This is a genomic window from Paenibacillus taichungensis, assembly GCF_050994985.1.
Taxonomy (GTDB): Bacteria; Bacillota; Bacilli; order Paenibacillales; family Paenibacillaceae; genus Paenibacillus; species Paenibacillus taichungensis.
Genome location: NZ_CP194720.1, coordinates 2,122,839 through 2,137,456 on the forward strand (window position 1 = coordinate 2,122,839; position 14,618 = coordinate 2,137,456).

At 44.5% G+C, this 14,618-nt stretch carries 11 protein-coding genes; 10 read left to right on the forward strand and 1 reads right to left on the reverse strand.

Annotated features, from left to right (window positions below; all coding sequences use genetic code 11):
- Nucleotides 1-144: 144 nt before the first annotated feature.
- A complete protein-coding gene (locus ACR1R9_RS09800; RefSeq protein ID WP_433921205.1) occupies nt 145-1,455 on the reverse strand; it encodes an amidohydrolase family protein in 1,311 nt (436 codons plus the stop codon).
- Between the two features lie 158 nt (nt 1,456-1,613).
- On the opposite strand from ACR1R9_RS09800, the gene ACR1R9_RS09805 reads away from it, so the two are divergent.
- From ACR1R9_RS09805 to ACR1R9_RS09850, 10 genes are all read left to right on the forward strand, one after another.
- A complete protein-coding gene (locus ACR1R9_RS09805; protein ID WP_076291416.1) occupies nt 1,614-2,042 on the forward strand; it encodes a MarR family winged helix-turn-helix transcriptional regulator in 429 nt (142 codons plus the stop codon).
- A 69-nt stretch (nt 2,043-2,111) separates the two neighbouring features.
- Nucleotides 2,112-2,279, forward strand: coding sequence for a LysR substrate-binding domain-containing protein (locus ACR1R9_RS09810; RefSeq protein ID WP_246317927.1), 168 nt, complete (start codon nt 2,112-2,114; stop codon nt 2,277-2,279).
- Nucleotides 2,280-2,573: 294 nt separating this feature from the next.
- On the forward strand, nt 2,574-3,692 hold the full coding sequence (locus ACR1R9_RS09815) for an ABC transporter ATP-binding protein (RefSeq protein ID WP_433921204.1): 1,119 nt from the start codon (nt 2,574-2,576) through the stop codon (nt 3,690-3,692).
- Nucleotides 3,689-6,649 (forward strand): extracellular solute-binding protein, encoded by a 2,961-nt coding sequence (locus tag ACR1R9_RS09820; protein WP_433948788.1) that lies wholly within the window; start codon nt 3,689-3,691, stop codon nt 6,647-6,649. The genes ACR1R9_RS09815 and ACR1R9_RS09820 overlap by 4 nt, the downstream gene beginning before the upstream one ends.
- Complete coding sequence (locus tag ACR1R9_RS09825) at nt 6,646-7,617, forward strand: carbohydrate ABC transporter permease (RefSeq protein ID WP_231952477.1); 972 nt, start codon at nt 6,646-6,648, stop codon at nt 7,615-7,617. Before ACR1R9_RS09820 ends, ACR1R9_RS09825 begins: the two co-directional genes overlap by 4 nt.
- Nucleotides 7,618-7,619: 2 nt before the next feature.
- Nucleotides 7,620-8,486: a carbohydrate ABC transporter permease gene (locus tag ACR1R9_RS09830; protein WP_433921201.1), complete on the forward strand. Its 867-nt coding sequence runs from the start codon at nt 7,620-7,622 to the stop codon at nt 8,484-8,486.
- 28 nt (nt 8,487-8,514) lie between these two features.
- Entirely contained in the window at nt 8,515-10,530 is a 2,016-nt protein-coding gene (locus ACR1R9_RS09835; protein ID WP_433921200.1) for a YIP1 family protein, read from the forward strand.
- A 64-nt stretch (nt 10,531-10,594) separates the two neighbouring features.
- Nucleotides 10,595-12,748, forward strand: coding sequence for a DUF5696 domain-containing protein (locus ACR1R9_RS09840; RefSeq protein WP_433956436.1), 2,154 nt, complete (start codon nt 10,595-10,597; stop codon nt 12,746-12,748).
- On the forward strand, nt 12,745-13,641 hold the full coding sequence (locus ACR1R9_RS09845) for a carbohydrate ABC transporter permease (RefSeq protein WP_143764815.1): 897 nt from the start codon (nt 12,745-12,747) through the stop codon (nt 13,639-13,641). The genes ACR1R9_RS09840 and ACR1R9_RS09845 overlap by 4 nt, the downstream gene beginning before the upstream one ends.
- Nucleotides 13,638-14,615, forward strand: coding sequence for a carbohydrate ABC transporter permease (locus tag ACR1R9_RS09850; RefSeq protein WP_064637608.1), 978 nt, complete (start codon nt 13,638-13,640; stop codon nt 14,613-14,615). Before ACR1R9_RS09845 ends, ACR1R9_RS09850 begins: the two co-directional genes overlap by 4 nt.
- Nucleotides 14,616-14,618 lie beyond the last annotated feature (3 nt).

Genomic DNA, 14,618 nt, shown 5'->3' on the forward strand with positions numbered 1-14,618 from the left:
GACAGTGAAACTCTAACACTGGATACCGGAGGGGATTTTATTAGGTCAGCGAAGAGAAGAATAAAGTTAGTAGTGCAGAAGAAAATGCTTAAAACTCCGTGCTATAGCACGGAGTTTTCCAATATACGAGCAGATTGAATGGGATTAAGTTAGTTGCTGCGAACCATTAAACCACACGGATTTGATCGACAAGGTATCCAAAATATTCGTTGTTGGATCACCGTCTACGAGAACAAGGTCAGCACGCGCTCCTTCGGTAATACGGCCGCGATCGTGAAGACCAAAGCAACGGGCTGGTTTCGAAGTAGCCGATTGAAGAGCTTCGATTGGAGTGAACCCGGCTTTCACTAGCAACTGCATCTCGTGGTGGACACTTGCCCCATGAGCAAGGCCTCCGAGGTTCGGAACGGGAACTGGTGCGACATCTGTCCCTACCAGAATATCAACTCCAGCACGGTGAAGGTCCATCACATTCTTAAAGCTATTCTCCATATTGCCTTGAGGGAACGTATTGAAGCTTGAGTTCAAAATATCAATCCAATCAGGGCTTAATTTGGAATGCACACGCGGATCATTTGCTAATTCGGATGCCGTATTTCCAATAATTGATGAATTCAACACCAAGCACGGTGTAACAAATGCGCCTGAACCTGCTATAGATTTCACTAACTCGGAGGTGTACTCGGGTCTGTCGATGAACAAGTGGCCCAAACCGTCGACTCCAAAATCGATGGCTTGTTGCGATGAAAGAGCCGTCAAGACGTGGGCGATGACCAGCTTACCGGACTTGTGGGCTTCTGTCACGGCTGTTTTTAGAATCTCGTCACTTAATACAGGCAGTCCAGGTGCACCCATGACCGTACCTTCTTCAATCATGATCTTAATATAGTCGGCCCCATTCTCGACTTGGGTATGCACATGTTTCATCGCTTCTTCGACTGTTGTCACTTGCGGTATTTCATCGTGATCGTGAGCGTATGCGGCTAACATTGCTTCCCGGTCTGCCTCTGATAACTTCTCTAGTTCCTTTAATACGAATTCAGGTATTTCATCTCCATCCGGCAATAATTCATCCGGATGACCACCCGGAGCGGTGATTGCTGTGCCAGCAGAACGGACATCTGCGATGTCATTCACATTTTTCAACTGAATTTCGCGCCCTCGTTTAGTAAAATCACCGTTCATTTCGAGTTCAGTGGTAACGCCGAATTGTAGGGCATCTCGTAATCCGCCGATGGAAGTGTGGACATGTGCATCAATCAGACCAGGCATTAGAGTCGCATTATCTCCATCGATAATCGTTGCATCGGCTGGAAAGTCTCCACCGACTGAAACAATAGACTCCCCTTTAATGACAACATGTCTTGATGAAATGATTTGCTCCCCATCAAAGACACGTACATTTGTAATCGCCGTAACTTGTTCTAACGCAGCATTTTTATTTATCTTATCCATTTGAATTCCTCCCAAGTGTTTCTTTCTCGAACAATTCGAATCATAACTGTTAGTCTTCTAACTGTCAACTAGCTAATGTTTTTTTGACAAGCCAAGAGGATCGCAGTATAGTTTATATACTTACAATTAGATTCCTAACAATATCAGGAGGGGAGATTATGAAATCCCGAAAGGAAACACCTTATCTGGATTTATTTCAGATTATCGGTCTTAAGTTAAAGAAAAGAGCGGACGAAAGTATAAAAGAACTAGGGCTAAACGCTCAACAAGGAAAAGTAATTGATTATATTTACGAAAACCAAAATAGTCATATTATTCAAATGGATCTTGCAGATCGATTTCATCTAAGTCGGGCCAGCATTACAAGTATGCTTCAAGCTCTAGAGCAGAAAGGGTTCATCGAGCGTAAAATCCCGGCCAATAATGAACGGCAAAAAAACATATACGTATTGCCAAAGGCGGTTGAATTGATTGAAGACTTCCAAGAGTCTTTCCAAAAAGTGGAGGAAGAAATCGTTCAAGTCCTTTCTGACGAAGAGAAGCAAGTATTAAAGAAATTGTTGATCAAAATCAATGAGACGATATAAAGAAGAAAAATTCCTGTGAAATGATGGCTGATTAAAAGGTTTTTGCCCCACTGAAAGTCCCTACCTGAGATGGCTTTGAAGGAAGAATTAAGAGAGGGAAGACTAGTTGCTTTACCATGGGATTTATCGGATGTATCCTTTTCCGCACAGATGCTCTGGCATCGTGAGAAATGGATTTCTCCATCAATGGCTGCCTTTATTGATATCGCAAAGAGTGAGTTGAAAACGTTGGGGTAAAAACATGGTCATCTAGAAAGTCGCTAAATTAGCGATTTTAGTTCCATGGCCCAACTTAACATGAGAAAAGCTGTATTTATTAGTAAGTGTTCATTTGGATCGTTTAACTAAGCCGGTGTATGGAACCACTGTTCAGTGGTTCCATACACCGGCTTTTTTTATCTTTAGTTACTGTTTTGAAATACAGATTAAGAATGAACTACAAAGATTAATTTTATCTCATTTTTTACTGGAAATGTTTGCGCTACCATTGAGAATACAAACGGAAGTTGAGTAAGGGAGAGGTGAGAATAGGTGGGAGGCATTACTTTTGATCATGTATTTAAACGGTATAAAGGCGAATCCCGCCCTGCCGTCAACGACTTTCATTTAACGATTGATGAAGGGGAATTTCTTGTCCTGGTAGGACCATCTGGATGCGGAAAGTCAACAACGCTACGGATGCTGGCCGGGTTAGAGGAAATCAGCAGCGGAGAGTTATACCTAGATGGGAAATTCATTAATTATGTCTCACCAAAAGACAGGGATATAGCCATGGTATTTCAGAATTATGCCCTCTATCCCAATCTGTCCGTGCTGGAGAACATTGCACTTGGTCTGAAATTGCGCAAGACTGCGAAACATGAGATTGATACCCGTGTTAAACGAGTAGCCTCGATACTGGAAATCTCGCACCTATTGGACCGCAAACCAAGTCAGTTATCTGGCGGCCAAAAGCAGCGTGTGGCCCTTGGTAGAGCTATTGCAAGAGAACCACAAGTATTTTTGATGGATGAACCTCTTTCCAATCTGGACGCCAAGCTTAGAGCCCAGACACGTGCAGAGCTGATCAAGCTGCAGCAGGAACTAAGACGGACAACCGTTTATGTTACGCATGATCAGGTGGAAGCAATGACGATGGGATCACGTATTGTTGTGATGAAAGATGGTGTTATTCAACAAGTCGCCCCCCCAAGAAAGCTCTATGATGAACCTGCGAATGTTTTCGTAGCAGGCTTCATTGGTTCTCCGCAAATGAATTTCATTAAAGGCACGATCGAAGTGAGCGATGGGTTCTATTACTTCTCCAACAAACGGATGAGGCTACTGCTTCCAGAAAACGGTGTCTCTCGATTAGAACGAAAATTTGGAGCGGTTAGAAACGTTATTCTGGGCGTGAGGCCAGAACACATCTCTCTTTGCCGTGGACGTATCGATGATCCTTCGTTCCTACCAGGTATTGTACAGATGACTGAGGAGACTGGAGCCGATTCTTATGTCTACATCCAGCTTGGACATATCAGGTTAATTGTTAGAACAGAACCAGTCACACGATATGAAACGGATGAGATCGTATCGGTTGGACTTCAAATGAACAAGATACATTTTTTTGATGAGACTACGGAACTTGTATTTGGGAGAGATGAAACATGAAGAAGCGTTCATTGCCCCGCTATCTTCGCTTTCCGATACAAATATTGATTGTTGCTACCCTGGTTGTTGGTGTTATCCGGTGGATAACCTCCGAGGAACAGGTTGTTTACTCTGGTAGTGTGACAGCTGATCAGCTACTTCAATTCCAGCCAGCAGGTGATAAAATCCCTTATGCCATCCTGATGCAGGGAGTAAGCGAACAAGAACGTTCTGGAGGAAACGGGAATGAAATACGGATCAACCCTAGTCAATATGACACAGCAGCACCGATAACCAAACTCAGTTCATCGAAGGATGACGGAAAAACCGTGCTCAATTGGGATAACGAAGCAGGATCAGTAGATTGGACGTTTCATGTAGCGAAAGCTGGCTGGTATGAACTTCATTTGGATTACAAGCCCTTACCGGGCAGTAACAGTTCCGTGATTCGGGGAGTGATGATTGATGGCAGTTATCCCTTCGAGGAAGCGGAACGTGTTGAATTGGAACGGATGTGGAAGGATGCTAAGTATCCGTATGATCGCAACGAACTAGGTATGCAGGTAAGACCGCAACAGACGGAACTGAACGAATGGATAAGTAAAGCAGTATCAGATTATTCGGTTTCCTCCCGTCCGCTGTTGTTTCGACTGGAGACAGGGGAACACACGCTAAGATTAGTGGGCGAACGAGGTGGAGTTGCATTGCAACAAATGTCATTCCAAAGTCAGGAGCATGTCATACCGTACGAGGAATATAAGAGTGCATATCCTTCAGTATCATCTGATGCTTCCGACTGGTACATGGTGAGGGAAACAGAGCAATTTGATCGCAAATCACATTTATCGATTCAAACAGATCATTGGGCAGAGCCCTACATATCACCAGATCCCAAGGGACGGATCACCTATAATGTGCTTGGTGGAAACCACTGGAACTTACCAGGTGAATGGGTAGAATGGGATATTGAAGTGCCAACAAACGGTTGGTACGAGATTGATCTAAAGAACTTCCAGAACTATCGTCCAGGATTTAAAGCCTACCGTACCATCTCCATTGACGGCAAGGTTCCTTTCGAGGAGATGCTGAACTACGCAATTGACTATCATAAGGAATTTGAAATTACGACCTTATCCAATGTTTCCGGGGAACCCTTTAAATTCTATCTTAAACAAGGAAAGCACTCTATACGCATGACCGCGGATTCAACAAAGATGCAGCCAATATTGATTGCACTTAAGGATACTTTGTTACAGATCGCCGCTTTTGACCGTGAGATGAGGTTGATTACCGGAAACTATAGCAAGAGCGCGTACGATTCCAATATCGACTCAACGCGGACATGGGAAATGAAAAAGTACGATCCGGAAGTTGAGAACAAACTTCAAGCTATTACAGACCGGTTGAACATGATTCGCCTTTATACCAATTCGGTCAATGAGAGGGATTCGGATTTATCACAGGCTATTAAAGCTTCGGTTACCATTCTGGAGGAGATGCTGAGCGATGTGAACGAAATTCCAAGCAAAATCAAAGAATTCTCCACGATCCAGGCCAATATTGGGACATGGATGTCGACTCTGACCAAGCAACCGCTACTTCTCGATTATCTGGTTGTGCGGACACCGGATGCTAAGACAGGCCTCAAAGAGCCTACTGCACTCTCACGAATACCTTATTCGTTAGCGGACTTCTCACGTTCCTTCTATGTGGATTATGATCTCGGAGGGCCAGAAGAAGAAGGTGCGTTGACGATCTGGGTCGGACGAGGGCGGGATTATGTTGATTTATTGCGCGAACTGGTTAGCCAGGATTTCACGCCCAAGACAGGGATTGAAGTCAATATCAATCTTATGCCAAATCCAAACATGTTAATCCTTGGAAATGCAGCAGGAGAGGTTCCTGATATTGCACTTGGAGTAGGAGAATCGATACCTGCAGATTATGCCATGCGGAATGCTGTCGAGGATTTATCACAGTATCCAGGTTTTGATGACATGATGAATCAGTTCATACCGGGTGTTACCAGAGCTCTGATGTATGATGGTGGAACTTATGGATTGCCAGAAGTACAGAATTTTCAATTGTTGTTTTACCGCTCGGACATACTTGAAAGACTGGATTTAGAAGTGCCTGATACCTGGGACGATGTATTTGATATCTTACCCACTCTGCAAGAGAATGGGATGACCATGAACGTACCAAAAGCTGATTATTCCACATTGTTTCTGGAACATGGTACCGACCCTTATACACAAGACGGTCTGAAATCTAATATATTCAGCGACACTGGACAACAAGCATTTAAATTATGGACCGAGATGTTTACAAAATACAATTTGCCAATTGATATCCCGGCTTTCTTTCAACACTTTCGGGATGGGGATATTCCGATTGGGATATCTGATTTTAACACCTATGTTCAGTTACAAGTAGCTGCGCCGGAAATTACAGGACATTGGAAGGTCGCTCCGTTACCTGGAATTAAGCAGGAAAATGGTGAGGTTGTGCGCTGGTCTCCTCAAGGCCTAACTGGTGCGATGATCATGAAAAAAAGCGAGCAGAAAGATAAAGCTTGGGAATTTCTGAAGTGGTGGACTTCAGGAGAAATACAATCTCGATATGCTGCGGATATGGAATCATTTTATGGTATTGAATATCGCTGGAATACAGCCAATGTAAAAGCGATGGACTCTCTAAACTGGCCTGCTGATGATTTGAAAGCTATTCGGGAACAAGCCAGTTGGGCGTTGAACATGCCGAATGTACCGGGATACTATTTCTTGGGCAGGGAGATGGATTTTGCATGGAATCGAACCGTATTTGACGGCATACCAGCGGATGAATCATTGGAAGAAGCGCATTTGTCCCTGCAGCGGGAGATGGACCGCAGACAGCGGAACTTCGGCATCATGGGCAGAAGTTTGAATATTCCACAGATTACAGAGCCCTACGTATGGGAGGACACAGAATCGTGAAAACAGAGGTTGTTCCAGTGTTACACCCAACTAAGCCACCTTCACCTTTTGTATCAAAGTGGATGCGTTTTCTAAGAGAGCTTAGAAAAGATGCTTTCTGTTATCTTTTTCTGGCACCGTTTCTAATTTGCTTTCTCGTATTTATCGTCATTCCTGTCGTGATGGCGGCCACACTTAGTTTTACATCTTATGATGGGTTTGGAAGTCTGAATTTTATCGGTTTTGACAATTTCATCGCATTATTTACGCAAGATATTATTTTTTTGACCAAGGCACTTCCGAATACATTTCTGTTTGCATTAATTGTTGGGCCGGGTGGTTATATTCTATCGTTCTTCTTCGCTTGGCTGATACACCAACTGCCTCTGCGGGTCAGGGATTACTATACATTAGTGTTCTATGCACCCTCTATGGCTGGTGGGGTAGCATTGTCGGTCGTTTGGATTGCAGCGTTCAGTGGCGATAGGGTTGGGTATCTAAATAATTTTTTATTGCAAATGGGCTGGATTGACTCTCAAATCACTTGGCTGCAAGATCCCAAGTATTTGCTTCCTATTATGATTATGGTCTCCTTATGGATGAGTTTCAGCGTAGGTTTTCTGGCGATGCTGGCGGGATTACAAACGGTCAATCGCGAGCTGTATGAAGCCGGCCGCATCGATGGCCTCTCCAATCGGCTTCAGGAAGTATTCTATATCACTATCCCATCGATGAAGCCACAGATGTTGTTCAGTGCCGTCATGACCATCGTGTCTACACTGAAGGCAGGCAGTATTTCGACCCAGCTTACGGGTATGGCGGTGACTCCTCAGTATGCCGGTCATCTGATCATTAATCATGTCGATGATTATGCATTCATCCGGTTCGAACTTGGTTATGCTTCTGCAGTGTCGGTCATGCTGCTGTTGTTCAGCTATTTTGTGATGAGGTTTGCATATCGGCTGTTCAACTCGAAGGAGGAGCTGTAAGTATGATAGCCAAATTACGAAAGCTCCGCTCAATATCATCTTTCGATGTCATTCTGATTTTGTTGTTTACTTGCCTGGCAGTATTTATGTCACTACCCATTGTATTTATTTTCAATCATGCCTTTAAACCACAAAATGAATTGTTTTTGTTTCCACCTCAATTCTTTGTACAACAGCCAACACTAAATAACTTTGAAACGTTGTTTCTTCACGCTACCAATGCCTTGGTACCGTTCACCCGTTACCTGTTTAACAGTATGGTTGTTGTGTCATTTACACTCATCAGTGTAATCATGGTCAGTACAATGGCAGGTTATGTATTGGCAAAATATCAGTTCCATTTCAAGAAACTCATTATGGGGATGATCACACTTTCCCTTATGTTCGCACCTGAAACTGTTTCCATTCCACGTTATCTGGTCATCAGCGCTCTTGGACTGAACAATACGTATTTCGGACACATCTTACCTTCACTTGCATCACCGGTGGCGGTGTTCATGCTGGTCGGATTTATTTCCCAAATTCCAAATGATCTGATGGAGGCTGCAAAGATTGACGGAGCCAGTCATTTCGGTATATTCAGACGAATTATTCTGCCTTTATCCGTTCCAGCCATTGCAACGATATCCATTCTTACTTTTCAAAATGTGTGGGGTGATGTCGAGACCTCAACTTTGTTCATGCAAAAAGAGGCGATGCGTACTTTACCGTTCTATGTGAATAGCCTGCTTAGTGGGCTGCAGAACAATGTCGCAGGACAGAATATGGCAGCAGCAGCCGGACTGCTCATTTTTATCCCGAATTTGATCATCTTCCTGCTCTTCCAACGCAAGGTATTGGAGACGATGGTCCATTCCGGTATTAAGTAAAGTCATCAGTAAAGGAAGTAGAGTCGCGATGAAAAAATGGTTATCAATGGCACTCATGGGCTTGATTGCGTTAACCGTTCTGCCGAAGGCAGCTTCAGCAAGTCTTCCGTACTGGACGGCTTATTATGACAGTAACCAGTCAAACTGGTTCCAGATTCAGCCGATTTACAGACCAGCAGGTGCCTATTCTGCCGACTTTGGGGAACCGGTAGACCTTGACGTAGCCTCAGACGACAAGGTCTACATCGCAGATAAGAAGCAGAACCGAATCGTAGTGTTAGATCAGGATGGTAGTCTGCTACGTACAATCGGTGAAGAAGAAGGATCAGGACAGTTGTCTTCACCTGAAGGTGTGTTTGTCACACCGGACAATGCAGTGTATGTTGCGGATTCAGGTAATCAGAGGATCGCGGTATTTGATCAAAACGGGGTGTTTCAGCGTGATTTCAAAAAACCGAATACACCATTAATGGGGTCCGAGCACTTTGTGCCCGTCAAGTTGATCGTTGATCGTCGTGGTGTCATGTACATACAACTGAATTCATCTTATCAAGGGCTTGTTCGGTTAAATCCCCAAGGTGAATTCATGGGTTACTTCGGTGCTAACAAAGCCGATCAATCCATGCTCAACTGGTTGAAGAAACTGGTTCTCAATAAAGATCAATTGGCCAAGGAAAAGGCTGCGCTTCCTAAACCGATTACGAATGTCTCGGTAGACAAAGACGGCTTTATCTATACTTCGACTGCTGGCGGTGAGGGGAAGGGAGCCATCCGTAAACTGAATGCAGGCGGCGTGGATATATTCAAGAATAAGACGTTAGAGAACGGTCACGGTATTGTTGATGCTGCGATTGATGCTGATGCATTTCTCTACAATATTGACCTTGACTCTATGCACATCAATATGTACGACCGTAATGGGGAAGCGATGTTTGAGTTTGGTCTTGTCAATAAAGATACGCAGCAGTATGGCATATTGGGTTATCCGACAGGCATTGGGGTGGACAACAACCATGCGATCTGGATCTCGGACAGCGGCACGAATACCGTACACAAATATGTGCGTACTGATTTGGGAAGAGATGTGCTGAAAGCGCTAGCTTTGTATGCAGAAGGGAAATACGAGCAAAGCAAGCCTTACTGGGAAGCTGTCTACGCCCGTAACGATATGTATAACGGCACCTTTCAAGGTTTAGGAAAAGTGCTTCTACATGAAGGACGTAACGAGGATGCGTTGATGTTTATGAAGGCAGCCTTTGATACAGAAGGTTACTCCAAAGCTTTCTGGAAGCTGAGGTTAGACTGGTTGCAGAACCACTTTATGATCCTAATATATAGCCTAGTAGGGGGTGGACTCTTCCTCCATTTTGGTATACGCGGAATACGTTTATACCTGCGGAAGCGGCCGCTTTCTGAGCGCTTGCAGCAACCTTTCGCTGATTTGAAAAATTTCAGTTATGTGATGTTTCATCCATATGAAGGATTCTACCGGATCAAGGAAGCGAGAATTGCACCATGGATTACGATAGCCCTGCTGTCTCTCGTGCTGGCCATCAAATTATGCACAATCTACTGGACTGGGTTCCTCTTTCATCCAGTTGAACTCTCAGAAGTTAATTTACTAAAAGAGATGGGGTTCTTCATCCTACCATGGATCACCTGGATTGTTGCCAACTACTTAGTTTGCAGTGTCAAAGACGGTGAGGGTAAATTCAGAGAAGTAATTCAAGGAAGTGTGTATGCGCTATCACCATACGTATTCTTCTCAATTCCACTTCTGTTATTATCCAACATCGTCTCACTAGATGAATCGATCATCATTCATGCCATGAATATGGTGATGGTACTGTGGCTTCTCTCCATGTTCTTTGTGATGACACAAGTAATTCACAATTTTGAATTTGTGGAAACGATCAAAAACTCGGCCGTTACTGTGTTTGCGATTCTGACGATCTGGATGTTTGGCTTCATTATATTCGGATTGTCCTTTAATCTGTATGACTTTTTCTATGAGCTTTACAAAGAGGTGAACATCAATCTATAACAAACTCAAACGAAAATGGAATAGGGCAGGATGGACCGCCGTTATTGTGCTGGTGCTTGGTCTGATGCTCATCGTGTTGGTTATAAAACCATGGCAGCAGAGTACAACGGAGATTTTTGCCGCTACTGGAATACAAGTGCTGATACCAGAGAAAGCTTCCCTCTATCAAGGTGAAAGATGGAAGCCTGCTGCACAAGCAGATGGTTATGCAATTGCGGTAGATAACGATCAGTACGCCCTGTATGTGAATCCGCTCAATACGCAAATCTACGTTCTGGACAAAAGAAGCGGATACCGTTGGACCAGCAATCCGACTGAAGTTGAGCTCGCGGATGAGAGCGTCAAGGGGCAACTGTTGGATAATTTGCAGTCTCCGTTTGTATTAACCCATGTACGTACGCAAGGAGCAGACCAAACGGTTAGGGAAACATTGAACAGTAAAGCGCCCGGTTTAGAGACGACGATGATCCGTGATATGAAAGGACTTCAAATTCAATACTGGTTTCCTGACAAACGCATTGGTTTTGCTATTCAATACGAATTAACGGAATCCGGATTAAAGGTCAAAGTGCCGGCAGCAGGAATCCGCGAAGAAGGAGATCATGTGTTGTTTTCAATGGATGTCCTGCCTCATTTCGGCGCTGCTATGGCAAATGAAGATGGATATTTATTTGTGCCTGATGGTCCAGGCGGACTGATCCGCTATGATACGGCAAAGGCAAGCCTTTCCAAAGGGTACATCCATCAGGTGTATGGCCAGGAACTGACCAATGCAGGGAATATCAATTTAATGGTTCAGAACAGAGAGAATATCGCTTATCCGGTATTTGGGTTGAAACGTGGAGATCATGCTTATGTCGCTGTCATGAGGAAGGGCGAGGATTCTGCTAATGTAGTCGCAATGGCACCTGGACAACGCTCATCCTTCTACAATGTGTACTCGAGTCAAATCTACCGAGAAGAGTATTTATACAGAATGAGTAGGTTGGCTACTCCAAGCAAGGCTATTCAGAAGCAAAAATTGGACCTGGACCGTGAGGTAGAGTACCGCTTTCTGAATGGGGAGCAAGCTTCTTATATCGGAATGGCGAGTGCTTACCGAGATTATTTACAAGAATCCGGCCAGTTGGGAGAAGCTTTGCAACCGGTAGAACATGTTCCCCTCTACCTGAAATTGATGGGCGGAAATTATGAAAAGGCTTTTGGAAGAGTGCAGTATGTTGCTACCACAACGTTTGATCAAGCGACTGAAATTGTAGAGCGGCTGCAACAGCAGGGTGTCGCTTCGCTTAAGACCATATTTTATGGCTGGCAGAACGAGGGCGATTACAACATGGAGAAGCGTTTCCCAATTGAGAGTTCGCTCGGAGGTGAGACTGGTGCTAAATCCTTTGTCGCCTCGATGAAGAAATCAGGTATTGATGTTGCTTTCCAAGAGGACTTTTTATGGGTGGACAGCGAGTCATCATTCTCTGGCAAAACAGACGCCATTCGCGGTATTGATGGTACGGCTTATAACATTGATGGGTGGTATCTTGCTAAACCAGTATATACGGCAGTAAGTGCAGCAAAAACAATTGACAAGTTAAAAGATATTGGAGTAAACGGGATCCATTACAGCGGATTGGGCGAGATTCTTGTGCATGACTATGAGTTGTCCGGCATCCGTACAAGAGAATATACGAAGACCGTATACAATGGTTTACTTGATTACACCCGTAAGGAGTTAGGATCGACCAGCGTTGAACGCGGCAATGCTTATGTGCTTGGCAGCACTGATTTCATTGACGGAATGGCATCCTCCTCTAGTTACGATTTCATGATCGATGAGACCGTTCCATTTTACCCAATCGCACTGCACGGCAACGTACCTTACACATTTGAAGCAGGAAATCTGCGCGATGATGAGGATACCGAATTTTTGAAGGCGATAGAATATGGAGCGCTGCCATCCTTTTTCGTCACTCATGATGATTCCCGGAAGTTGAAAAATACACCTGTATATGGTCTATACAGCAGCAGATTCGACAAGTGGGAAAGCCGCATTGTAGAGGAATACGGACGATTTGATAGCTTAAGTGATCTTTATTCGCTTAGGATTGTTGATCACGAACAAATAAGTGATGAACGTTATATGACCACGTATGAGAATGGAACTCGCGTCATTGTGGATTATGCAGCCAAGAGCTTCAAGGTGGAGAAAGGGGCTGCCCGATGAGCCAGTTGCAAGAACACAAGAAGAAGGCGCTTCAATACCAATTCAAGCGCTATGGCGTTGGTTTGCTTTTCATGCTGCCCTGGATGATCGGATTCAGTGTGTTCGTAGCTATACCCATCGGTTGGTCAATGTTCATGTCACTACACAAGGTGGCGGTGGTGCCGGGCGGATTTAAATATGACTGGATCGGCATTCAAAATTACCGGGATGCTTTCCTAAAGGACAATGTGTTCCCGATTGAGATGATCACCTATTTTCAGCAAATGTTGTTGATGGTTCCGATTATCGTTATCTTCGCTCTGCTTATTTCGCTGCTGCTGAATCAGAAGTTTCCCGGAAGATTCATCTATCGCGCTTTATTCTTTTTACCTGTCATCTTCGCCACTGGTCAGGTGTTGTCGGAGCTGTTTACGCAGGGGGCAGGCGATATCCCCTTTCTGGATCAATACAATCTGGAACCGTTAGTGAAGCAATATGTCGGAGGCGAAATGGCGAAGATTATCATGGAAGTGCTGGGTCGCGTTGTCCTAATTCTCTGGTATTCGGGGGTACAGATCTTGATCTTTATCGCCGGATTTCAGACGATTTCTCCATCTATTTATGAAGCAGTACGGATTGACGGGGCATCGCCTTGGGACAGCTTCTGGAAAATAACGCTACCTGCCAGCATTCCGTTTATAAGCCTTAATGTACTCTATACCATCATAGATCTCTTCACCTTCCCTCTCAATCCAGTGCTGAAGCATATTCGCGACAATATGTTCAAAGTGGATACCGGATACGGATATGCAAGTGCATTGGCTTGGATCTATTTCGGATTCATTTTTGTCCTGATCGCGATAGTACTCGGAATGTTCAGCCGCAGCATGCGCCAGAGGGGGAGAAGATCATGAAAGAAGAACTATGGTTTGATCGGGCCAAAAATAATGTAAGAGATCTGCTGTGGCGGAGAGAGTCGCAAAAGCTTAAAGCTCTGCTTATGGGCAGGAATTTGTCAGACGGGTTGTTAGCTAAACTGATCATTTATGTGCTGCTGTCTATTGTGGCGTATTTGTATCTACAGCCACTTCTCTACATGATCACCACGATGTTAAAGACGGTCAGTGACCTGTTGGACCCATCTGTGAAATGGATTCCCCGCGTCGTTACATGGGAGAACTTGACAAAGGCTTACGAGGGCTTACAATACCCGGAAGCATTGCGGAATACGGCGGTAATTGCTCTTACTTGTTCACTTGTTCAGGTGCTGATCTGTTCTATGACCGGATACGCACTTGCACGGCTGGCTATTCCCTTCAAAGGACTAATTACAGCACTGGTACTATTGACCTTTCTTATACCTCCACAGGTCATCATTATTCCGCTGTATGTTATTTTCAGCAAGTTAGGACTGCTAAATTCGTTGTTTGTATTTCTGGTACCTGCGATCTTCGGCCAGGGTTTAAAGGGAGCACTGTTTATTCTCATATTCCGCCAATTCTTCAAATCCCAGCCCCCTAGTCTTGAAGAAGCGGCAAAGCTTGACGGTGCATCTGCAGCCCGACTTTACTTCCGAATTATGCTGCCACTGGCTCAGTCCGCCTGTCTCGTCGTCTTTCTCTTTTCCTTCATCTGGTATTGGAACATGTATTATGAACCATCCATGTTTTTGGCCAAGGGATTCACACCGTTGTCGATACGTCTGGACAATCTGGAAGAAGTATTGAATCCCTCTCTGCTCAGCAGCCAGGAGTCGGTTAATAACCCGGTTACGGAAGGAACCAAAATGGCAGCGGCATTCCTCATTATTTTCCCGCCGATGTTGATTTTCATGTTCCTCCAGCGCTGGTTCATCACCGGAATTGAACGAACTGGAATTGTAGAGTAGATC